The organism is Candidatus Abyssobacteria bacterium SURF_5 (assembly GCA_003598085.1).
Lineage (GTDB): Bacteria > Abyssobacteria > SURF-5 > SURF-5 > SURF-5 > SURF-5.
The window spans coordinates 115145-138083 of record QZKU01000128.1 but is presented as its reverse complement, the minus strand read 5'-3'; the positions used below and the strand labels follow the sequence as shown (position 1 = coordinate 138083).

Below are 22939 nucleotides of genomic sequence, written 5' to 3'. Positions count from 1 at the left end.
GCGCCGCCCTCCGTCATGATTCACCCGAGCCGGCTCCGGGATAATCAAGCGCTTTCGGACTGTACAGACTGGATTTCTTGTAGCGGACAAGAACCTCCTGCAGCAGCACGATTAAGGCGGTGGTCAAAGGAACCGCGATCAGGATGCCAAGGAAACCAAGTGTCTTCCCGAAGATCAGAACCGAGAGGATGATGACCACCGGATGCAGCCCCACCTTGCCCGCCATCACCCGCGGCGTGATCACCGCACCCTCCAGCATCTGCCCGATCACGTAGACCGCGGCAGCCAGCAGCGGATGAATAAAATCGCCGTATTTTACAAGGGCGAGCAGAACCGCGGGTATCATGGCCAGAACGATCCCCATGTACGGAATAATCTGGCCATAGCCGCCAACGAGTGCAAGCAGCAGAGCGTACGGAACCCCTACAAGGGTGAGTCCGACGAAGTAAATGACCGCCAGGATTGTTCCCACCACCAGTTGCCCTCGAAAAAAACCTCTCAGCTTGAGATTCACTTTCTCGACGATATCGAGCGTGGTGGTCCTGTAGTGGAGCGGAATAAGATCCTCCATTTTCTCGACTACCAGATGAAAGTCCTTCAACAGATAAACGCTCACCACTGCGAACAAAATCAGATTCACGATGTAGCCGACGATGTTAACGGTATATGCGACGGCGCCGGTAAGAACCCCCTCCATGGCGTTCAGAACCTGGGGCATATTCCGTTGCAGCGCTTCCAATATCCTCCCAAGATACTGATTTACCGTCTCTGTCAGAGGATACCCGCTGTATTCCTCCAACTTGCCCTCCAGCTTCTCCTGGATCATCGGAATATTTTCCTGCACGATCTCTGCCAGTTGGACCGTCTCCTGAACGAACTCGGGAACAAGGACGGCGAGACTGCCTGCAATCGATCCGAGAATTAGCACCAGCAGCAGCGCTATAGTCACCGTGCGCGGAATTCTGTGCGCCTGAAAAAAATCGACGATCGGGTCGAAGATGTATGCGATGATAAATGCGAAGACAAGCGAGATGAGGATTCCCCGAAGATGATAGCTGGCCCAGAACAAGAGACCCAGAATGAGCACTACGATAACGAAGCGGAGCCACACGTTCTCCAAAGGTTTTTGCACGGTTTCCTCCCGTCCCTCTGCTCAGGCGCAAAAGAGCATGCCGACGTACCCGACTCCGAGCCGGAATTCGCGCTCTGGCGCCATGTCATAGCTGGTTGTGTAGGCCACAACCTGCCCGGCCCGACACCCGAAAACTTTCGCCGCGCCCGCCGTCGCGGCCATTGCGCCTGCTCCGCACGCGTTCCGATTCGATTCGGCCTCGGCGACGATTTCGTCATCCCTCAACGCGCTCGCAAGACCGATGATCCTGGCATCATTTCGCTTCATCCACTCGTGAGCCTCATGACCGTAGCCGGCACGCGTGAAGAAGTAGGCGTCCCCATAATGAGTCAGATCTGTTGTCCCTATAATAAGCGCATTGTATGACTCCTCTTTTACCAGTTCCCCCACCCGCCTCCCCACCAGGTGAGCCCGCTCGTCCGGCAATATCGAAATCGGCACGGCCCGGGCTTCCGGAAAGAAGTACTTGAGAAACGGCATCTGCACTTCTATCGAATGTTCGTGTTCGTGCGCGCTTTCATTTCTCTCCGCCAGACCGGAAAGCCTCTGGAGCAGCCGGTCGGCAAGGGCTTCGTCTACTGACATCTTGCCGAAGGGGGTCTCCCATGCGCCCCGACAATAGATGGCATTATCCGGGATGTTCTGATGGACAGTCCCGAAGCAAATGACTGTATCGGGAGTGCGGTAGGCCTTTATCGACTGATATACCTTCGCCGCGACCGCTCCCGAAAACTCCCAGCCTGCATGGGGAACCAGACCGGCCACGGGCGCCTTTTCCAGCTTTGAAACCTCAAAGCCGCGCAACGCCTTTTCGATCCATGCCTGCGAAGCGCCCGAATAAAAATTGGAGGCTTGCTGCTGCCGAATAGGCATAACCGTAACCTCTTTCCTGTTTCCGCGCCCGTGATTCAGAGAAGGCTCGCTCTAAATATTTGCGCGGAGAAGATAAAGAGCCTGGAGTCGGGTTTCTTCCAGTCATCGGTGGCCAGACCGGCCTTCCGGCATGTTTCCCGCAAAAAACGATAGCGATCCCAGCCGAATTCGACCGCTACTTGGGGAAGAAGCAGCCCGGTGGCGAACTCTTTCTTGATGAGCAAGCCGTGTGTGCCGATGAGAATTTTTTGGGGGTTATCGATCTCTTCGAGGGAACTCAATATGGAGATTTCCAGGTCGAGGTTTGCCAACTCGCCTTCCGTGACCGGAGAAAACCGCGGATCTTTCGTCGAGCAGGCAATCGACATATCGATAATCGTCTGAACCAGAGGCTTGATCGGCTCAACATACCCAATGCATCCCCTCAAAGCTCCATTCTTCTCGTGCAGCGTGACGAATGCGCCGCATTTCTCATTGAGCCTCGCATGGTTGCAAATGACCTCCGGCGCCCGTGCGGAAGTCACATATTCAATAATGGTTCTTCGAGCTGTCTCGATCAGGAAATCCTGTTCTTCAAGACTCAACAATTGCGGGGGATTCATGGCAGGCCCCCCCTTTCGTTTCAGGCAATCCGCCCGTCACATCATCTCGTCTATTTTCGCCTTGATCGCGTTCTTTGTTTCCACGCCGACGAGCCGGGCAACTTCTTTCCCTTTCTTGAAAAAGATCATCGTCGGGATCGCATGAATATTGTATTGCCCCGGCGTCTTCTTGTTTTCATCGACATTCATCTTGGCGATAACGGCCTTACTCTCGACCTCGCCCGCCAGTTCAGCAAGCGTTGGCGCCACCATCCTGCACGGTCCGCACCATTCCGCCCAAAAGTCAACGACCACCGGCAAGTTGTTTTTCAGCACCTTCTCCTCAAAATCGGCATCCGAAACCTGAACGATTTTATCGCTGGCCATTGTCATCTCCTTTCACGGTATCATTCATGAAGAGTAATCCGAATGAAGCGCCTCTTTCCGGCCTGCAGCACGTCGCCGTCCTTTATCTCGACATCGCTTTCATCCGAATGTATTTCCTGCTGATTGATTCGAACGCCTCCCTGCTGAATCAGCCGGCGACCTTCGGCATTCGAGCGCGCCAGACCTGCAAGCACCAGAAGTTTCACCACCCAGATTTTGCCGTTTCCGAGTTCTTCGCGTCTCAGAGTCAGATGCGGCATCTCTTCGGGAAGCTCTCTCCTGGCGAATACTCTCTCAAACTGCTCCTCCGCCTCGGCGGCCACCGCCGGACCATAATAAAGAGTAACAATTTCTCGAGCAAGCCGCCTCTTCACCTCTTTCGGATGCAACTGTCCTGTTTCGAGACGGCTCCGTAAATCCTCGATTTCCGGCTTTGGCGCCTCGGTCGCAAGCTCAAAATATTTCCACATCAATTCATCAGCTATCGACATCGTCTTCCCATAAATCTGATCGGGCGGCTCATTGATACCGATGTGATTGCCCAAACTCTTACTCATCTTCTGGATGCCATCGATCCCCTCGAGCAGCGGCATCGTGAGGATGACCTGCGGCTCTTGACCGTATTCCCGCTGGAGGACTCGCCCGACCAAAAGATTGAACGTCTGGTCGGTGCCTCCCAATTCGACGTCCGCACGCAGCGCGACTGAATCATATCCTTGAACCAGAGGATAGAGCAACTCCAGAACGCTGATGGGTTGGTTTGCCGCCATCCTTTTGGCAAAATCATCTCGCTCCAGTATTCGAGCGACAGTGTAACGCGAAGCCAGCCCGATGACGTCCTCAAAGCTCATTTTTGCGCACCACTCGCTGTTGAACGCGATACGTGTCTTCTCTGGATCGAGAATCTTGTATATCTGCCGTTGATACGTTCGAGCGTTTTCCTCAACCTCTTCGCGCGACAATTGCTTTCTGGTTTCGCTTCTGCCGGACGGATCTCCAATCATCCCGGTGAAGTCCCCAATCAGAAAGATAACCTCGTGACCGAGTTCCTGGAAATGCCGCATTTTCCGAATGACTACGGCGCTGCCGATGTGCAGATCCGGCGCCGTGGGATCAAATCCTGCCTTTATTCTCAGCGGCTTTCCCGTCTCCTGTGAACGCCTCAACTTCCTGAGTAATTCTTCTTCGGTAATGATTTCCGCCGTTCCCCGGCGAAGATACTCCAGTTGTTCTTCCGGCTTCAAATCGTTTCCTCTTTCCCTGTTTTCTCAATGTGCTAACAAGATTTTTCATTATATCACCCCCCCGAAAATCATTCAAGAAAAGTTGAATGCCATCAATGATATGTGACGCGCTCGCAAATGAAAAATCCGCCGGGAACTTACCGGCGGATTCTCAAGCGTCAATATGTTTTTGGGGACCAGTGGCCTCCCTGATGGCCCTTTATTCCGCTTCCACCTCCATCTCCCCTTCGCCCATCATGCCGCCTTCGTTCATCATGCCGCCCTCTTCCATCATGCCGCCTTTGTTCATCATGCCCCCCTCCTCCATCATCCCGCCTTCACCCTGCATTCCCCTCTTGTGTTCCATCATGCGCTCGTGCATTGCGGCGTGCATTTTCTGCATCATCTTCTTCCGCAGACCGGGATCGGCGACAATCTTGTCCATAAGAATCTCTGTGGTCGCTTCATCTTTCAAGGCGGCTTCGGCAACGCACTCCTTGTCCTGGTCATTCTGCAGCATCGTGCGCATATGCTCAGGACTGCACAACAGGTCTGTTTGGGCCCGTGCAAGCTGTTCTTCACCCTGGTCGGGCGCGACCGCTTGCTCATCCTCATTCTGTGCATGCGCGAAAGCAAGCGGACAGAGAAGGATGATGCCCACAGCAATGGCGACAAAAATCTTTTTCCATTCCATTTCCTTTTCTCCTCCTTTGGCTGATTGGATTTGGAAGCAGCGTGAAGCAAATATAACATCGCCCGGCGTAACGAGCAATTGTTCTCTTGAGATTTCACGTGACTGTCTGTAGAATAAGTTTTCGAGAACCCATGTGGCCTTTCAGGTAAAAAGAGGCGGCTTTATGAGGGCGATGGTCCTGAAAAATCAGATGCCGGCATCACAGGGCCCGCTGATCGAACAGGACGTACCGCAGCCGGTGCCGGCCGCTTCGGAAGTGCGGATTCGAGTCGATGTGTGCGGAGTATGCCATACAGACCTGCACATTGTTGAAGGCGATTTGTCCGTACCCTCTCTGCCAATCATCCCCGGCCATCAGGTGATTGGCCGGGTGGATGAATGGGGACCGGGCGTGAACGGGTTTCAAAAGGGAATCAGAGCCGGCGTACCCTGGCTGCATTCAACCTGCGGCCATTGCCACTATTGCGAGAGCGGCCGCGAGAATCTGTGCGATTCCGCCCAGTTCACCGGCTTGCAGGTGAATGGAGGGTTCGCCGAATATATGATCGCTCCCGCGGATTTCTGCTATCCTCTGCCTGAGGCAATCCCCGACGTGCAGGCCGCGCCCCTTCTGTGTGCCGGCATCATCGGATACCGTTCCCTAAGACTGAGCGAAATACAGGCAGGACAAGTGCTTGGTCTTTACGGATTCGGGGCATCGGCTCACGTCACGATTCAGGTGGCCCGCTACTGGAAGTGTGAAGTATATGTCTTCTCTCGAAGCCCCCAACATCGAAAACATGCGGAAGAATTGGGAGCCGTTTGGACCGGTCGGGCTGGCGACGAGCCCCCAAAGCCTGTTGATTCAGCCATCATTTTTGCCCCCGCCGGCGAACTCGTCCCACAGGCGCTAAAAGCCCTGCGGAAAGGAGGCACACTCGCGCTTGCGGGAATCCATATGAGCGCAATTCCCTCCTTTGAATACTCGCTTCTTTACGGCGAGCGAACCGTCAGGAGTGTCGCCAACAGCACGCGGCAGGATGCCGTAGAATTGCTCGAATTGGCGTCAAGGATACCCATACAGACCGACGTGGAAGTCTATCCGCTGTCTGAAGCAAACTCGGTGCTCGAACGGCTGAAGCGGGCAGAAATCCGCGGAGCGGCCGTTCTCAAGATAGGTTGATCTCTCCACGAAGCACTTGAATTTGATGATTGTTCCCGAGTCTTCTCCGATTTCTCCGACCCGTCAGACCCGTCCGACGCGTCCGACACCGCCGAAAATCACGCGTCAACTCCTCAGCTTTTTCGTTATCTCCGCCACCCGCCGCCCCAGCGCCCGCGCCAACTCCAAATCCTCCGCCGCCGGCTCGCGCTTGTTGTCCGAACCTGCTATTGTCGTCGGCCCGTAAGGAGTTCCGCCTCGACCTTCCGTATGCAGCATTCCCGGAGTCGAATACGGTACTCCTACAATCACCATTCCCAAATGCAAAATCGGGATCATCATTGAGATAAGGGTCGTCTCCTGCCCTCCATGCGTAGTCGCCGTAGAGGTGAAAACACCCGCCGTTTTTCCTTCCAGTTCTCCCTTCAGCCACAGTGGCGCCGTCGAATCGAAAAGCTGCTTCATTTGGGCTGTCATGTTCCCATATCGCGTCGGGCTGCCAAAGATAATGCCGTCAGCCTGTCGCAGATCGTCAAGCGCGCAAACGGGAATATCTTTCTGGCGATCGCGAACAGCGCGCGCGGCCTCATTCCCATCTATGATTTTATTCACCTTCTCAAATTCCTCGACGCGCCGGATAATACATTCTACCCCCTCCACCTGGCGCACGCCTTCCGCTACGGCCTGCGCCATCTTTAGAATGTGCCCGTAAAAGCTGTAGTAAGCGATAAGGATCCTCATATCGCGACGCCTCCTCTGGTTTATTGGACCTCATCCCAATTATGCTGAAAAAATAGCATCCGTTTCCAATTCCGGCAAGCGCGCAACGACGGAAACCTTGACGGGCGCCGTAATCGTAGATTACAGTTAACAGATAAAAGGCTTTTGACCGGGCGAAGGAAGAACGGAAAATGCTCCTCTCGATCATTACATATCTTGTTCTAAGTTTCTTTATGCTGGTGGGGCTTGTCCTGACGCCGCTCGGGCTTCCCGGCAATTGGCTCATTCTCGCCTGCGGCGCGGCCTATGGTCTCCTCACCGGCTGGAGCAAATTCGGTTGGGGCTTCATCGCCGTGCTGGCCGCCGCCGCTCTTACCGGCGAAATAATCGAATTCCTCGCAGCCGCAATCGGCGCCAGACGGTACGGAAGTTCGAGGGGCGGCGAGTTGGCAGCTCTTGCAGGATCAATAGTCGGCGCCATTATAGGGGCGGGCTTCGGCTTTATTGTTGGTTCGATCCTCGGCGCGTTTGCGGGTGCATTTTTGGCGGTGTTTTTTTATGAGTACTGGCGGCTTAATGACCTCCGCTTGTCCGCCAGAGCCGGAATCGGCGCTCTTATGGGCAAAACGGCCGCAGTCGTGCTGAAGGAGATTATCGGGGTGATAATGGCCGGTTCAGTTGTCTACTTTTTTATCGCGTAGGAATTCGGCTCGGCAATGATGATGATCTTTCACACTGACGAAGGTGGCCTCAGGAGGACAAAGGAAGCGAAAGCCGGTCCATTTGCCGGTGCCAAGACCGTTGTTTATGTGAAAGGCCGTCCCATCGTATTCAAAGGCCCCCCACGCGTATTTGCGGGGTAGACTCGAGCGTGTGATGACTGCCCCGAACAATGGTATTCTCACCTGCCCCCCGTGCGAGTGACCCGCAAAGACGGCGTCAAATCCAAATGCCGCCAGATCGGCAGGATTCTCCACCGTGTGCGACAGCAGGATTTTCGGCGCACCGGCCGGCACGCCATCAAGCGCCTTTTCGAAATCCGCCAAACCCGCAAACACATCATCCACGCCGACCAACCACACGTCCTCCCGATAATCAGGTGACAACCCGAGGCGACTCGATTCGTTTTCCAGGCAAACCACCCCAGCTCCCCTTAGTTCCCGCTTCAACCGCTCAAAATCGTTCGGCTCGCCCCGCCGGTAGCCTCCCAGCGATAGGTCAAGAATAACGTTCTTGAGGCGCGTGTCCCAATGATCATGTGCCCCGAATATTGCGAATGTCCCGAGGTGCGGCTTGAACCCCCCCAAAACCTCAACCAGCGGAGCTATCCCTTCGTCATCATCGATCATGTCGCCGGTAACAAGAACAAGGTCGGCCGGCTCCCGCTGGAGCATGCGCAAGAAACGAAGCTTGGCCTTGTTCCCCTTCGTGAAATGCAGGTCTGAAAGATGCAGCACTCTGAGATCGCGCCCAATTGCATGCCGCATCGGCAATTGAGCCGAGGAAATCCGAAAAAGGCGCGTTTCGATGAAAAGTGCGTACGCCAAAACCAGCAGAAGCGCCAGGAACAAGAAACCTACGGTTATTGATATCCCCACTGTAGCAGCTCCTTTCAGCCAGCTATGATCAATCTTAATGCGTAACCATGCTGCCGGTCAAACCATCCCGTCTTTCACGGCAAACCATGGAATTCGAAGCGCCCTCTCTGCTAAACTATAGAAGAAATCCTTCGCACCCGACAGAAAAGGATTCCCATGGCCGTCGAACAATGCGAAGCAATCGTGCTTCATACCTATAACTTGACCGATTCAAGCAAGATAGTGGTCTTGCTGACGCCGGCGCGGGGAAAGGTGCGCGCCGTTGCGAAGGGGGTTCGTCGCACCAAAAGCAAATTCGGCAGTTCACTGGAGCCGATAACGCGCATTGAAGTCCAGGTCTATTTTAAAGAAGGACGCGACCTGCAGAATCTGTCGCAGGCGGAAACCCGGGATTCATACCCCTCCGTTCGTTCCGATCTGAAGCGGCTCGGGCTGGGCTCGGTAATGTGTGAACTTATCGAACAGTTCGTGCAGGAGAATGAGGAAGCCTCGGAATATTTCTCGCTCCTCTCCACCTCTTTGAAGCTGCTCTCAGAGATGCCGAAAAATCATGAGAGCCTCCTGATCTTTTTCTACCTGAAATTGCTCGATATCTCTGGATTGTTGCCCGATTTCAGCCGGTGCGCCCGCTGTAAGAATCCGGTGCAAGGAGTGGCGTATCTGGATGCGGGAGCGGGCGGAGTCCTGTGCGGCGCGTGCACAGCAGGCTCGGGCGAAAAGCTCTCAGCAGGTTCCGCCCGAATCATGGAACAATTGATGCGCACGGATCGGGAAATGTTCGAGCGAATTCGAATTCCCGCCTCTTCAGTAGAAGAAATGCTGAATGCTCTGAACGCATATGTTGTCCACCATACGGGACGACAATTAAAATCTGCACAGTACCTGAACCGCGTTGCCCTGCCACAGCGTCCGAAGTAGCGAAAACGATTGCGGAATCGCCTGTTTTATGCTAAAATTCATCATCCGCTGGTTCTTCGATACCTGTCAGTCACCCTCAAGCTGTTTTGCGTGGTGTCCCCCTCCCTGTTTAAGGAGATATATTTGTGGCTGAGATTGATGTAATTTTACGAGAGGCCATGAGAATAGGGGCGTCCGATATCCACCTGTGCTCCAATACAAGGCCGCTCGTCCGGCAATACGGAGAGGTTCAACCGCTGCCAGGCCATCAGGTAGTTTCCGCAGAGGAAAACAAGCGACGCCTGTTTGAAATCCTCTCCAACCGCCAAATCGACGACCTCGAGCGTAACCTGGAGATCGATATTTCTTATGTCGTGCAGGACGTCGGACGCTTTCGCGTGAACATCCATTACGAGGACCGCGGCATCTCAGCCGCGTTCCGGGTCGTCCCATCGCAGATTCGCAGTGTTGAAGAATTGAATTTGCCGGAAGCCGCGCGGACGCTGACCCGCCTGAACCAGGGGCTCGTGCTCGTCACCGGCCCATCCGGCTGCGGAAAGTCTACTACACTGGCTGCTTTAATCGACCTGATCAACCGGGAATCGCGCCGCCACATCATCTGCGTCGAGGACCCCGTCGAGTTCGTCCACAAAAGCCGGCTCTCCCACATTGACCAGCGCGAGGTCGGCGTCCACACGCGAAGTTTCGCAACCGCCCTGCGCGCCGCCCTGCGCGAGGATCCCGACGTGATCCTCGTCGGCGAGATGCGCGACCTCGAAACCATTGCAATGGCAATCACCGCCTCCGAGACGGGACACCTGGTCTTCAGCACGCTGCACACGCGCAATGCCGCAAAAACGATCGAGCGAATCATGAACGTGTTCCCGCCCGACCAGATCGCGCAAATTCGCACCATGCTCTCTGAGTCGCTCGCCGGAGTTATCTCACAACAGTTGATCAGGAACGTGGCCGGCACCGGGCGCGTGCTCGCCATGGAGATTCTGCTTCGCACAACCGCCCTGGCAAATCTCATCCGTGAGGGGAACACGTACCGGATTCCTTCTCTTATGCAGACCGGCAGAAAATTCGGCATGATGCTGATGGACGACCACATCGTATCGCTTTATCAGCAGGGGCTCGTCGATCCGAAGCATGCCTTGGAAAAAGTCATCGATCGCGAACATTTTCTCAGCCTCCTGGGAGGCAGAGTCAAATCGGCAGGTTAAGAAGAGGGAATCATTTGGCCGCCGAAATAGATAAATTCCTGCATTTCCTCGTGAATCACGAGGGGTCCGACCTCATGCTCGCATCGGGATCAAAACCGATGTTGCGCGTCCACGGCGATCTGTTCGCCCTCGATTACGGAAACGGCGAATCTATCCTTTCAACCGAACAGACGCGCAACCTCATTTACGAGATACTCAGCGATGAACAGATACGCCGTTTCGAACGGTCGGGCGATCTGGATTTCGCCTATGAAGTGCCCGACTGCGCCCGATTCAGATGCAATATCTACCGCCAGACAAAGGGGGTCGGAATCGTCCTGCGCACGATTCCCACAAAGATCAAGACCATCGAGGAATTGGGATTGCCCGCAGGCGTCAAGCAGCTTGCGCGATCGACGCGCGGCTTCATTCTCGTGACCGGCCCGACCGGCAGCGGAAAAACGACAACATTGGCGGCAATGATCGACTTGATCAACCACGAGCGCCACTCACATATCGTCACCATTGAGGAGCCGATCGAATATGTTCACAAGAACATCCGCTCCCTGATAACCCAGCGCGAGGTCGGATTGCATACCCATAGCTTCAAGGCTGCACTGCGCAGCGCCGTGCGCCAGGATCCCGACATCATTCTGGTCGGCGAGATGCGCGACCTCGATACCATCTCCATGGCGCTCACTACGGCTGAAATGGGAGCGCTCGTCTTTGGAACCCTTCACACCACCAGCGCGGCAAAAACCGTCAACCGGATCATCGACGTGTTCCCCTTCGAGGAGCGCAACAGGATTCGCGCACTCCTCGCAGAAGCACTCACGGGTGTCGTCGCTCAACAGCTCTTGAAAAGATCGGATAATAAGGGGCGTGTGGCCGTCGCGGAAATAATGATCGGCACTTCAGCCATTTCCAATACAATTCGGGAAGGAAAAATCGAGCAGATGGTGTCGATCATGGAAACGGGGAAAAAACACGGAATGCAGATGCTCGATGAACATCTCACCCAATTGGTGCAGGAATGCACAATCACGCCTAAAGCTGCCCGGCGGCTGGCTTCGAACAAGGCCCTTTTTACTTAGCTGGTTTTGAAAAACGGATATCCGTGACTTCGTCCGGCTTTTGTTTGTTCCGATTTCCCTGTCCAACGTTCAACTCCATCGAGACATCTTCAAAATCAAAATCCTTCGGCAGCGTATCTATCGCCTCTACATGCTCCTTCGGAACCGAAATCACCCGCGGCTCAACAATATAGCTGTCCTCATCCTCGGAATAGTTCTTGACCGTACCGAAGATGAGCATTTCCATAAGCGGCTTGGTCCCGTCGCCTCCGATCCTCAGCCGCATTCTCACGAGATCGCCTTTTGATATCATGGTATCCTCCAATCGGTGCTTCAGTCCTCTTCAAAAAGTATACTTTCGCGCTCGTGCCGTGTCAATCACCATGAAAGATAGCCTTGAAATCGGTATGCTTGTTTTGCTACAATATGGCTGACGATTATCAGTGCTCAACCGCTGTGTAACACATTATATTGTATTGTCCGTCTGTCGGGAACAAACAACATCTATGCCACAGAAGAATCTGAAAACCGCTGAGACTGCGGAAACCCTGGCAAAAAGGCAGCGTGATATCTCTGTTTCAGAATTTTTTGCCAAGAACAGACACCTGCTGGGATTCGATAACCCGAAAAAGGCATTGCTGACAGCGGTGAAAGAGGCTGTCGATAACTCGCTGGACGCCTGTGAAGAGGCCGGGATTCTGCCGGAAGTCGAGGTTCTGATCCGCAATACAGGAACCGACCGGTTTCTGGTATCGGTTAAGGACAACGGCCCCGGAATCGTCAAATCCCAGGTCCCCAATATCTTCGGTAAATTGTTGTACGGCTCTAAGTTCCACACACTCAGAATGGCGCGCGGCCAGCAGGGGATCGGCATCTCGGCCGCCGGAATGTACGGGCTGCTTACAACCGGCAAATCAATGAAAATAATTTCCCGGACGTCGCCCCGCAAGCCCGCCCATTATTATGAGGTTCAGATCGATACACAGAAGAACCGGCCCGAAATTATCAAGGATTCCGAAATCGAGGCCGATTTCCCGCAAGGAACACAGGTGGATATCGAACTGGAAGCCCGTTATCAGCGGGGGCGACAGTCGGTGGACGGTTATCTGGCACAAACGGCCATTGCAAATCCTCACGTCACACTCAAGTACATCAATCCGGAGGGGGAGGTTTTCGAGTACAATCGGGCAACTGATATAATGCCCGACCGGCCGAAACTGATCAAACCCCACCCATATGGAGTCGAACTCGGCGTCCTCATCAAGATGCTCAAGGAGTCGAAAAGCCGTACGCTCTCAGCATTTCTGGCTGCCGAATTCTCCCGGGTGACTCCTCGCGTCGCGGCCGAGATTTGCACGACGGCAGGCTTGAGCGAGAGGGCAAATTCGAGCCGAATTGCACGTGAGGAAGCCGATAAGCTTTATGCGGCAATAAACGCCACGAAAATCATGAGCCCGCCGTCAGATTGCGTGATCCCCATCGGCGAAGAACTTGTAAAGAAAGGATTGGCACAGGTTTTTGAGGCCGAATTCTATGAGGCGTGCACCCGCCCTCCGGCCGTCTACCGCGGGAATCCATTCCGGATCGAATGCGGCATCGCCTACGGTGGCGCCGGAGACGCCGACGAACTGGCGACCGTTCTCCGCTTCGCGAACCGGGTTCCTCTCCTCTATCAGCAATCGGCATGCGCAATTCATAAGGCGATAGTTGCCACTAACTGGCGCTCTTATGGGCTGCAGCAGTCCAAGGGCGCATTGCCGCATGGACCGCTCACGATCATGGTTCACGTTGCGTCCGTTTGGGTTCCGTTTACATCAGAAAGCAAAGAGGCGATAGCGCATTACCCGGAGATTCTCAAGGAAATCCGGCTCGCCTTGCAGGAATGCGGCAGAAAAATGGGACAATACTTGCGGCGCCAGCGTCGCGAGGCCGATGCTCACACCAAACGGGTGTACATCGAGCGATATATTCCGCATATCAGCGAATCGCTGGGCGAGATTCTTTCTTTGAAAAAGAAAGAGACCGATAACCTTACCGAAGTCTTGAAAGACATCCTGCGGAACTCCAGGAAATTTTAGGAGGCTTGAACGTGACGACCGCCTTGCAGTCGATAAAAAGAAACGCAAAAACGATCCAGGAAAAAATCCTCAAGCGCCAGAAGCCTTCGATGCGCATGCCGATTCGCGCGTTGAACAATGTCCGCTACAAACCCAAGGAGGGCTTCCTCGAGATCTCCAACCGCAAGAAGGAGCGCACGCTGACTGTCGGGACGGTCAAAGCCTTCGCGCAAACGCTCAAAATGATGGCGCTTTCCAAAAACCTCATCGAGACGGATGACATCGCCTCGAAACGAGAGGCATATTACATCTCCAAGAACTGGAAAGAGGCCGCGTTCCACGAGCAGCCGGAATCGGACACGGTGATGGATGACATCGAAGCGATGCTCGGGGTGAACCGCGAGCAACTGGGGTTCATCCCCGAAGAGAAGGGAGGCGAAGTCGCGGGCCAATTGATCGTAATTGACAAAGAGAGCGATACGGGAAAAACGCTGAAGATAGACTGCACTCGGTTCGGTTCGGGTGCATACTCAATTCCCATCGCAGTCGAGCACCTGGGATTTCAGTCAAAGGCGCGTTTCATTCTCGCCATTGAGACGGCCGGCATGTTTCAGCGACTGGTAAAACACAATTACTGGAAGCGCGCCAACTGCATCCTTATCTCTATGGGCGGCGTACCCACGCGCGCCTGCCGCCGCTTCATCAGAAGGCTCTCCGACGACTTGAATATTCCCGTTTACGCCTTCGTCGACGGCGACCCATACGGTATCTGCAATATTTACCGAACATTGAAAGTCGGCTCCGGTAATGCCGCGCATCTAAATAGATTCTTCTGCGTTCCGAGGGCCCAGTTCCTCGGTGTCACACCGCAGGATATCCTCGACTACGACCTGCCAACGCATAAGCTGAAACCGGTGGACATCAAACGGGCCGAAGACGCTTTGAAGAACGACCCCTTCATCAAGCATCACAAGTCTTGGCAGGACGCCATCGCCCAGATGTTGAAGCTCGGCCAACGCGTCGAGCAACAGGCATTCGCGAAGCACGGCCTCAATTACGTCATGGATGTCTACCTGCCGGCCAAATTGAGCAACACAAAAAAATTCCTGCCGTAGCAGGAAAAAGCGCCTGTTCGATTCGTCGGACCTGTCGGACGTGTCCGACTTGTCCGATAACAGCAAACCCCCGGTTCTGCTGCGCGCCTGTGCCCTATCTGCTGGGGCGAAGCGGAAGATTGGTAAGCACTTCCCACAACTGTTCGCCTACCTTTGCCGGAGAATACGTCGATGCGACGACTTCTCGATTCGAATTGATCAGGGGACAGGCACGATCGGCATCGAGCAACGACATCATGGCGTGGATGCTGTGCTCGTTCGCCTCGATAACCTTCCGTACGAAGGACAAATCGCTAAGATGTAGAATTGTCTTCAGCCGTCTTCCAAGCCCGATACTCGTCCGGTCTTGATACCCGATCGAATGATAATCCTGTCCGTCAACTCGCAGAACGTTATACAAATGATCCAGATTGACGCCCGCCCGCTGGAAGTCTTGTGTGATGTTCGCAATGTTTCTGCCGATAACCACCTTGCCGAGATACCAGGGCTCAATGAACGCAAACCCGAAGCCTTCGAGATAACTCGTTGTGATGATGATATCCGCCATATTGTAGGCGTCGCCGATAGAGTATTGCACGTACCCGTTCCCGGTGCCGTCCGCCTTCCGCTCGAATGAAACAAGGTCCTGAATCCCAATTGTACAGGGCAAATCGTTTACCCGGCAGAATTGCTCGATCTGTTCTGCATAAGCGAGGTCATCGCCGTTCTCCGGCCTTATGCCAACAAGCAGATGAAACTTTCCGCTGAGGCGAGTCCTCCTGATTTCAAGGTTTCGCTCTGAAATCACATTGAGCAGGCGCGTGTGGAAGATAGCCTCTTCCACATTCTTTCTCTCTACGCAGCGAACCGGATACAAAATAAAACGCACGTCGGGCGCTGCCCCAACCCGCTCAATCATCCGCGTGCGCAAATTCTTATGCTCATCGTCGTCGACAAGCAGGCCTTCATCAATGCAGTTCGGCACATACGCCACCCGCTCGCGATCTATTCCGTGCTCGATCAAACGCGAGATGTCGGACTTGTTGATAGTGATATAGCCCAGGTTCGGATAGTTTGGGTAAATCACTTCGTGCCAGTTCGGAATGAGAGGAATCTCGGCATCATGAAACTTCTTCAAATTCTCGAAATTCTTCGCCCGCTGCTGAAGAAAATCATGCGCGCGGTAAAAAATCCGCTTTCTCGGATGATGCTGCTGACAATACCTGAGATAAAGATAAAACGCATACGTTACCGCCGGATGTATGCCGATGCCCAGGTTTTCCGCAAGCACTACGTCGATCGGCTTGAGCTTCTCTATGAGGATCTCCAGAATGTTGGTCCCCTGCCAGATGTAATCCTGAATTTTCTGCTCAGATACCGATTTGTGATCCAGACCGGGTATTCGATAATCCGGATCAAATTCGTCAATATTCAAGTACGTGATATTGTTCGGAATCGAAGTCGCGAATTCCTCCCAGTTCCCGCCGAGCCTTCCGAACAAACTGATCTTGATTTCAGGGTGGAGTTTCAGCAAGCTTTCCACGTTCCGCATGATGACGACATTTACGCCGTCTCGTTTCCCAATCCAGAAATGACCGATTCCCACCGTGAGAGGTTTCTTGTTGTTGTTCTTTTTCTGAAACAGCATGTTCATGTGCGACTCCAGAGTGATGCCAATTTCGGTTTCTCCAACTCGAATAACTCTGCCACGCCCTCGATTACTTCCTCTGCCTGCTTCGAGTCCATGGACTCGGTCTCCCGTACAAAGCTTGCGGTGCGGCCGAAATATAAAGGCGTAAGCGAATCAACGATTTGATCCGGAATCAGTCCGGATTTATTATATGCGACAGCGAACTCGTAAACACAATCCACCCACACCCGCGCCGGGAAAGAAAATGAGCTCGCATCGGATGTCTTCAACCTCCGGATTTCCTCCATCAGTCCTTTAGAAAGAAACCGGCTCCAATAGGCCTCCTGCTCCTCGGCTCCTTCCCGAAACCGCTTCAGGAGGGCATCGAGGGATACAGGGACCGGTTCAGGTTCCTGTTCCTTTAAGGCCCCGACCGCCGCAACCGGCTCGCTCCGATCCTCACGAGCCATCCATCTGCTCTCATACCTGCGCATGAGCGAGAACAGCGTGCCAACCACCTGCCTGAACATGGGCCCCAGATGCAGGGCCGGGTCTTTCGCATCATGTATTTTTGCTCCCAGATTCGCCTGCCTGATGCGGAACCCCTCATTTATGGCGGTCGTCGTCATGAAAATGTCGATGCCGAATCGCGCCACGGCCGTCTGCCAGACATCCTGCTGGAGATATCGCGCCGCCAGTTCGCCTGAAAAACCAAAGTCGCCCCCGATGGGCTGGCGCACGCGTTTTCCATAGAGGGTGCGGGTGAGAGGGTAAACGATGCTATTGGTGATCGTGCCGTCGTATTTGTGCCGGAGATAGAGAGGCGCCACGTATCCGGCAGTGCCTTCCACAATCGGCTCGGCCAGCAGGCCTATCCACTCCGGCGTTATGCTGCGCAGGTCGGAATCGACAACGACGCAAGCCTGTGCTTCCGTCAAAACAGCGGCCTCAAAAATTGCTTTTAACGCCGTGCCTTTTCCCGCCATACCCCGGTACCGGGTCGAAATCCTCCCCATATTGTCCGGAACCGGCGGAGCAAAAAAAGCTTCTTTCGTCTGATCGGTCGAACCGCCGTCCGAATTGAGCAGCAGCGCCGGCCGGCCACCAAAGTACTTCTCCAATCCCTCGACGCAGATGCGGGCCACATGCCCGATTGTCGTCCCATTATTGAAACTCGGGATGCCGACCAGAATCGCGACGCGCCCCAGTTCTCTCAGGCGCGCTTGCGCCTCCGCGTCAAGTGCCGAAATCTCTCTATTCATTATCCGCTTCTATTGCTTCGAGCAGCATCGCCAAAAAATCGGGGATTGCGGAAGTCACGCGGCTCCAGTTCGGAATCTGCGGAAGGCCCAGCGGGTCCTTCAGAAAAGCGTCACCGGCCATTTCCATTCCGCGCGTGAAGGCGTCTACCGCCGCCAGTTCCTGATGGAGATCGAATTTCAATCCGTTCACCATCGCGTCGTCCTGGTACCGCTTGATCGTTTCCTGCGCAATTCGCAGATAACTCGATGTCAATGTCCGGAAAAAAGACTCCGAAAAAATGACCCCCTCACTGGCCAGTGTCCGGAAAATCACCTTCCCGATATCGATGCTCATTTTCAGCAGGCCCTTGCCCGGATCATCCGGCGAGAGCGGCTGGTGTTTGTGCTCATAATTCTCCGTGAGATCACACTGGCAGATCCGCTTCAGCGAACAGTTCCGATATACCTCCGCAAGCGTCCCAACTTCAAGCCCCCAGTCACCCGGCACGCGATTCACGCGGGCGATATCCGTAACCATCGAGAATTCGCCCGCCAGCGGATATCTGAAACTGTTCAGATATTCAAGAAACGGAAGATACCCCACGATCATGATCAGCGAGCGGACGATCGGTACGACGTACAGTCGAGTCACCCTGCCGTGCATCCGGTCAGAAATACGGCTGTAAAACCCCTTGCAGAACTCGTAATCCAGGTTCGGATTGGTGCAGGGATAACAAAGCCGCGCCAGCAGCTCGCGATTGTAGTTAACGATATCGCAGTCATGCAGCGCTATTACCCAGCACGCTCCTTTGGCAATGACATATCCGTAAGCAGTCCAGGCCGAACGCCCCTTGCCGTCGCCCCCCACCCTCAGGTCGTAGCGCTCGAGCAATTTGTAGAGCTTGCGCATCCTCGGACCATTGCACCATATGAGCACCCGGTTATCCGGTAATTGGCGAACAAGTTTTCTCGCTTCATCAAACTGTTCCCTCGTATTCGTCATCCCCAGGGTCACTACGAATTCCCTCACATACCGTATTTTTCGCAATTCCCGAAAAATGTTCTGACACGCCGGGGCATGCAGGTCCGAATAGGTAACAGGCAGCACGAGCGCGACGGGGCGTTCTCGCGAGTAATGCTCCAGTTCCGATTCAAGCGTCTCGATCTTCCGATGACCGAGCCGGTGAATCAGCGAAACGACGCCGCCCTGATAGAAATCGCTCATGCTGTTCTCCTTTCGCCCTTCTTACTGTCCCGAACCGAGTAATAAGCGAATTCGATGGGGCTTCCGATACTTCTCCAGGACAGCCGCATAATTCTCCTTTGCTGGAACCGATGACTGAAGCTCTTCTCGAAAAAGCGAATCCCCTATCGCAAACAAATGTTCCAGCCGTCGAGCCGTCGCTTCCAATGAATACCTCGAGCGTACAACGGATGCATTCTTTTCTATCAGTTCGCGTGCCGGATCCGTGAGCAGCTTCACTGTCGCACCCACCGCCGGATTCCGATCGATAAGTTTGTCCGCGACGGAAACATCGCTGGCGCATCGCGCAATGAGGTCGCGCTGCATCTCCGCGTCCAGATCGGCAAAATCAATACATCGTTCGTCGTTAACCATGAAAGTTTTTGCATCTATTATGTCTTTTCCTGATAAAACCGTCAAATCATGCGCATGTGGCATTTCCTTCCCGTACCGCCTCACGAAACGCTGGTAAGCATCTGAAAGCCTCGTTTCGAGATCCGGCAGATCTGATACTGAGACCGCGAGCCGTTCATAAAAATGCCCCGTGTCCATTCCGTTAGCTTCAAAATCAGCCACTATCTCCGGAATTTTCCTTCCGCAAACCATTTTCCGGGACAGCCATCCCTCGTGGTATACGAATCCAAAGCCTTCGATAAACGACGTGGTAAGGACCGCACGGCTGAGAGCAATGACGTCGCTCAACGTGAACTGGTTCAATTGACCATCTCGCACCACCCGCTCTCTGCCGTTCGATACGAGATGGTGCCCAAATCCCACCAGCACCGGGATGCCGCATGCGACCGCGCATTCCTTCAAATATTGCTCATAGATCTTATCCGCCGCTGAATTGGCATTCAATGAGATTAGCAGTTGGTAATTCCGCCCCATTCGCCCAAACAGCAGCACAAGAAGCAGTGCCTCCAGGTTGTTTTTCCGCCGCATGACCTTCATCGGGGAAAGCAATATCGGCAAGGAACGGTCAAACGGCTGGTAAGTGGCGGCGGCAAAATCCGAAAGCATTCGCAGCATCACTTCCTTGTAGTCGGCGTTCGAAAGACCGTTCCGCTTCCACTCCGCTTCGTCCCACAGAGGATTCCGTTCAAACCGCTCCACCTCAATCGAGTCCGGGAGCAGATAAATCCTGTTGTCGGGAATCCCGAATGCCCGCAGGTTCTCGATGTCGGCGCTGTTTATTGTTACATAAATAATGTTCGGTTCGGCCGGATACATGATGCTGCGGGCCAGAATCTCATCGCGCCGGCCGGTACAGTTATACAGAGCCTCCAATCGATCGGACCGATTATTTTCGGCAAAATCGTGCACCTGATTGATCAGCCACAGTGGGAGAGACCGTTTCCGCGCCAGATGTGAGATCCAGCGGAAAGCCATCGTTGCAGTCGGGTTCTTTCCGAGTGATATATTGTGTGCATGTAAAATATACGGGTATTCGGCGCTGTTTTTCTCCAATTGAAGAGCCGCGAGGATTTCAAAAGCGAGATCGTACGATGCCTTCAAAAAGGATTCCGGATCCGGATAGGGAACGTCATGATAGGCAAGGCCGGATACGGGAATCACATTGCACCCTCCCCCGCCGTCCGCCGCCGAACCAAAAGCGACGTGCAGGTCTCCGGCGGATTCAAGCGACGCCAGCACCTCGATCTCGCACGCAGAGTAGCTGCCGTAGCGCCTGAGGGCCTCAATGATATCGCGCATTACGGAAACCACTCCCCCCGTCTTCAGGTGATAGTGCAGTATCCCTAAGCGGAGGGATTTTCTCTTCAGCTCCAAAGGCTCAGGCGAAAGGAGGTGACTCACTTTCATCGGGACAACTCCATCGGATTATGTTATGCCAGTATCTCGATAAGTTGCGGCAGAGATTTGATGACCGCGTCGGGCTCGAACCCACTCGCTTCGGGATCGTCCTTCCTGAGCGTAACGCTTCTCCTGTCGCCGGCAAAGAAAACCGCCTTGAATCCGACCTTTCGAGCCAAGACCGCGTCGTACAACATGTCGTTTCCCACATGAATCACACGGGATGGCTCGATCCCCATCTCAATCAGCCGGTCTCTCGCCTTCTCATACAAGGACGGATTTGGCTTGCCCACGCCAAGCGCATACGAGAACACAACAAGATCGTGGTCGAATAACTCGTCCATCGCCTCAACAGCAACACTCACCGAATTGCGAAGGAGAATGTTGAGTGTTATCGGCGTGTAAAATTGGGCATTCGAAACGATCCCCTGGCGGAGTCCCTTCTTCCTGATCATTTCCAGCGTGCGCCGGGCGCCGGGGTAAAGGACCTTGAACTGCTGGGCATCGTCGAAGTAATAGGCCACCTTGAGTGCCAGTTCCATATCCACCGGTCCTTCCCCGGAGATGTAACCCTTACCTTCAAGCTGCCTCAGTATTCGTAACCATACCTCTTCGATCTTCACCTCGGGCGAGAAGACCCCCTGCGCCCGCTTGCGCCGGTGAATCTTCTCGATCTCGTCGTCGTACAGCTTTCTTAAAACAGTCGCGGGATCACCCCCGAGAAACTTCTCAAGCCCATACTCTGCTGCAGTCTTGATAAACGCGCGTTTGGTGCTCTTCTCCATCAATGAATGTTCGACCACGTCCCCCATCGGATGGCCGAGCAGTGTCCCATAGACGTCCCAGAGGACGGCGCCAATGCCCACTAGCTTCGGCAGTTTCTGCGGAATATTGGCAGGAATAATCGGATATTTTCTTACCCGGGTCCTTCCCCTGCTCCTTTGTTCCGCATATTCTATGACCGATCTATTCATTCCTTACCATCAGCTTCGATTCCTCAGAAGATCCAGCTCCAGCCGCTGAATGTTCCTCCGGATGATCCAACAGGTGAATACATTTTAAACACACTCGCAGTGCATTCTGCAAATGATCCTCATCAATATTCTCAGGCGTATCCGTCAAGAGATGCCAGTTTGGCGGCACCCCGTCCTCACCAAAAGCGGCGATAGTCGCCGCCTGTATTCCCATTCGGCTGAACGATGAGGCATCGGTTTCCCCAAAGATTCCCACAAAAGTCGACATTTCGATACCGCACGCCTTTGCCGCATCGACAATAAGTGAGACCACCACCGGCGAATGACGCGCTCCCGCCATTCTCTCACCCGCCACCACCATCAACGTGCCGGCCCCCACCATTTCCAGATTGATCACCATCGACTTCTCAAGCTCGTGCCAATGTTTCCTCGTAAACCGTTTCGAGCCGCGAAGACCTACCTCCTCGGCGCCGAACGAAACAAACCAACACTCGATGTGGCCCGGTCGATTCGCTGCGCAATAGCGGGCGGCGGCCACCAGTACCCCGACGGAGGCGAGATTATCATTGGCGCCCAGAACAGCGACGTTCTTGAACAAGAACAAGCGAAATATGAAAAAAAGAATTCCTGCAACAACAGCTATGCCGTATAAATAACCGGATAGAGAACCAAAAACCGGAAACGGTGATGCCACCATTCGCACGCCAGCCGCAATAAAGAGAATCCCGTGCGCAAGTAAAATGAAAAAGAATACCGGCAAGAATATCTTCCTCGATCTCTTCTCCAAAAACGGCATGTAATATGCCGAATCATGATGAGCGGAAAGAATCAGGACCTGTCGAGGTTGCCCACGGGATTTGATTTTTCCGACTACGTTCTGCGTCTTCTCCTGCGGGAAAAACTGTTCCAGAATCTCATACCCCTTCAATCGCGACAGAAAAAATATGGAAATCGAAAGCAGCACTAGCGCCAACGACATCGGTGGAACGATCACGTATGCTACGAGCGCCACAAGATATATCATCAAGTGAAATGTGGCTCCCCAATCAAACGAACGCGGACTGAATCTGTGCTCATCGATTACTACTTCGTCACAGTATTCCCGTAAAGCTTGCGCCAAAAATCGCGCTGTCTTTGCTTCTGCCGCCGTCCCCGGCAGCCTCGGACCAAAACGAAAACAGATGTTCTCAACGAACCGTTTGATACTGAAATCGGTCGCTGCGTTTGCCACGCCTGCATTTGATGCAACTGCGTTCAATCTTTTCCTTCCTCTTTCCCGCTTCTTGCGTAGCTGTGTGTTTTCACACACCAGAACGCCGGCTTAGGCTCAAATCACCCGATCGGCAAGCACCCCGCGCGAGGGG

The 22939-nt window shown here is 54.0% G+C and carries 22 protein-coding genes; 7 read left to right on the top strand and 15 right to left on the bottom strand.

What is annotated here, in order from left to right:
- Positions 1-13 precede the first annotated feature (13 nt).
- The 6 genes from C4520_19190 to C4520_19165 all read right to left on the bottom strand — a co-directional run bounded on the left by C4520_19190 (position 14) and on the right by C4520_19165 (position 4890).
- Positions 14-1132 carry an AI-2E family transporter gene (locus C4520_19190; GenBank protein ID RJP16138.1) on the bottom strand — a complete coding sequence of 373 codons (1119 nt, stop codon included), beginning with the start codon at positions 1130-1132 and terminating at the stop codon, positions 14-16.
- 21 nt (positions 1133-1153) lie between these two features.
- Positions 1154-2005 carry an AmmeMemoRadiSam system protein B gene (amrB, locus tag C4520_19185; GenBank protein ID RJP16137.1) on the bottom strand — a complete coding sequence of 284 codons (852 nt, stop codon included), beginning with the start codon at positions 2003-2005 and terminating at the stop codon, positions 1154-1156.
- A 35-nt stretch (positions 2006-2040) separates the two neighbouring features.
- The gene (gene amrA / locus C4520_19180) at positions 2041-2592 is read right to left on the bottom strand and encodes an AmmeMemoRadiSam system protein A (GenBank protein ID RJP16211.1); all 552 of its coding nucleotides are present in this window, start codon (positions 2590-2592) and stop codon (positions 2041-2043) included.
- 51 nt (positions 2593-2643) lie between these two features.
- On the bottom strand, positions 2644-2973 hold the full coding sequence (trxA, locus tag C4520_19175; protein RJP16136.1) for a thioredoxin: 330 nt from the start codon (positions 2971-2973) through the stop codon (positions 2644-2646).
- Between the two features lie 20 nt (positions 2974-2993).
- Positions 2994-4217 carry a tyrosine--tRNA ligase gene (locus tag C4520_19170; GenBank protein RJP16135.1) on the bottom strand — a complete coding sequence of 408 codons (1224 nt, stop codon included), beginning with the start codon at positions 4215-4217 and terminating at the stop codon, positions 2994-2996.
- A 199-nt stretch (positions 4218-4416) separates the two neighbouring features.
- Complete coding sequence (locus tag C4520_19165) at positions 4417-4890, bottom strand: hypothetical protein (protein ID RJP16134.1); 474 nt, start codon at positions 4888-4890, stop codon at positions 4417-4419.
- Between the two features lie 163 nt (positions 4891-5053).
- Here C4520_19165 and C4520_19160 point away from each other — a divergent pair, with 163 nt between their 5' ends.
- Complete coding sequence (locus tag C4520_19160) at positions 5054-6052, top strand: zinc-binding alcohol dehydrogenase family protein (GenBank protein RJP16133.1); 999 nt, start codon at positions 5054-5056, stop codon at positions 6050-6052.
- A 105-nt stretch (positions 6053-6157) separates the two neighbouring features.
- Here C4520_19160 and C4520_19155 read toward each other — a convergent pair whose 3' ends face one another.
- Positions 6158-6772 carry an NAD(P)H:quinone oxidoreductase gene (locus C4520_19155; protein ID RJP16132.1) on the bottom strand — a complete coding sequence of 205 codons (615 nt, stop codon included), beginning with the start codon at positions 6770-6772 and terminating at the stop codon, positions 6158-6160.
- A 170-nt stretch (positions 6773-6942) separates the two neighbouring features.
- Between C4520_19155 and C4520_19150 the strand changes: the two genes are divergently transcribed.
- Complete coding sequence (locus C4520_19150; protein RJP16131.1) at positions 6943-7452, top strand: DUF456 domain-containing protein; 510 nt, start codon at positions 6943-6945, stop codon at positions 7450-7452.
- Here the strand turns inward: C4520_19150 and C4520_19145 are convergent.
- Complete coding sequence (locus tag C4520_19145; protein RJP16130.1) at positions 7426-8349, bottom strand: hypothetical protein; 924 nt, start codon at positions 8347-8349, stop codon at positions 7426-7428. The genes C4520_19150 and C4520_19145 overlap by 27 nt on opposite strands.
- Before the next feature lie 156 nt (positions 8350-8505).
- Between C4520_19145 and recO the strand changes: the two genes are divergently transcribed.
- The 3 genes from recO to C4520_19130 all read left to right on the top strand — a co-directional run bounded on the left by recO (position 8506) and on the right by C4520_19130 (position 11545).
- The gene (recO, locus tag C4520_19140) at positions 8506-9267 is read left to right on the top strand and encodes a DNA repair protein RecO (GenBank protein RJP16129.1); all 762 of its coding nucleotides are present in this window, start codon (positions 8506-8508) and stop codon (positions 9265-9267) included.
- A 125-nt stretch (positions 9268-9392) separates the two neighbouring features.
- On the top strand, positions 9393-10472 hold the full coding sequence (locus tag C4520_19135; GenBank protein ID RJP16128.1) for a type IV pilus twitching motility protein PilT: 1080 nt from the start codon (positions 9393-9395) through the stop codon (positions 10470-10472).
- Between the two features lie 26 nt (positions 10473-10498).
- On the top strand, positions 10499-11545 hold the full coding sequence (locus tag C4520_19130; GenBank protein ID RJP16210.1) for a type IV pilus twitching motility protein PilT: 1047 nt from the start codon (positions 10499-10501) through the stop codon (positions 11543-11545).
- Here the strand turns inward: C4520_19130 and C4520_19125 are convergent.
- Positions 11538-11837 (bottom strand): hypothetical protein, encoded by a 300-nt coding sequence (locus C4520_19125; protein ID RJP16127.1) that lies wholly within the window; start codon positions 11835-11837, stop codon positions 11538-11540. The genes C4520_19130 and C4520_19125 overlap by 8 nt on opposite strands.
- A 193-nt stretch (positions 11838-12030) precedes the next feature.
- Here C4520_19125 and C4520_19120 point away from each other — a divergent pair, with 193 nt between their 5' ends.
- Together C4520_19120 and C4520_19115 are read left to right on the top strand one after the other, a co-directional pair.
- Entirely contained in the window at positions 12031-13602 is a 1572-nt protein-coding gene (locus C4520_19120) for a DNA topoisomerase VI subunit B (protein ID RJP16126.1), read from the top strand.
- Between the two features lie 89 nt (positions 13603-13691).
- The gene (locus tag C4520_19115) at positions 13692-14696 is read left to right on the top strand and encodes a DNA topoisomerase VI (GenBank protein ID RJP16209.1); all 1005 of its coding nucleotides are present in this window, start codon (positions 13692-13694) and stop codon (positions 14694-14696) included.
- A 94-nt stretch (positions 14697-14790) separates the two neighbouring features.
- On the opposite strand, the gene C4520_19110 is transcribed toward C4520_19115, so the two are convergent.
- From C4520_19110 to C4520_19085, 6 genes are read right to left on the bottom strand one after another with little or no spacing between them, the layout of a single operon-like run.
- Complete coding sequence (locus C4520_19110; protein ID RJP16125.1) at positions 14791-16329, bottom strand: hypothetical protein; 1539 nt, start codon at positions 16327-16329, stop codon at positions 14791-14793.
- Complete coding sequence (locus C4520_19105) at positions 16326-17513, bottom strand: glycosyltransferase (protein RJP16208.1); 1188 nt, start codon at positions 17511-17513, stop codon at positions 16326-16328. The genes C4520_19110 and C4520_19105 overlap by 4 nt, the downstream gene beginning before the upstream one ends.
- 46 nt (positions 17514-17559) lie before the next feature.
- Positions 17560-18771: a glycosyl transferase gene (locus C4520_19100; GenBank protein ID RJP16124.1), complete on the bottom strand. Its 1212-nt coding sequence runs from the start codon at positions 18769-18771 to the stop codon at positions 17560-17562.
- 21 nt (positions 18772-18792) lie between these two features.
- The gene (locus tag C4520_19095) at positions 18793-20610 is read right to left on the bottom strand and encodes a hypothetical protein (GenBank protein ID RJP16123.1); all 1818 of its coding nucleotides are present in this window, start codon (positions 20608-20610) and stop codon (positions 18793-18795) included.
- A 23-nt stretch (positions 20611-20633) separates the two neighbouring features.
- Complete coding sequence (locus tag C4520_19090; GenBank protein ID RJP16122.1) at positions 20634-21575, bottom strand: HAD family hydrolase; 942 nt, start codon at positions 21573-21575, stop codon at positions 20634-20636.
- The gene (locus tag C4520_19085) at positions 21568-22833 is read right to left on the bottom strand and encodes a M28 family peptidase (GenBank protein ID RJP16121.1); all 1266 of its coding nucleotides are present in this window, start codon (positions 22831-22833) and stop codon (positions 21568-21570) included. Before C4520_19085 ends, C4520_19090 begins: the two co-directional genes overlap by 8 nt.
- Positions 22834-22939: the final 106 nt, after the last annotated feature.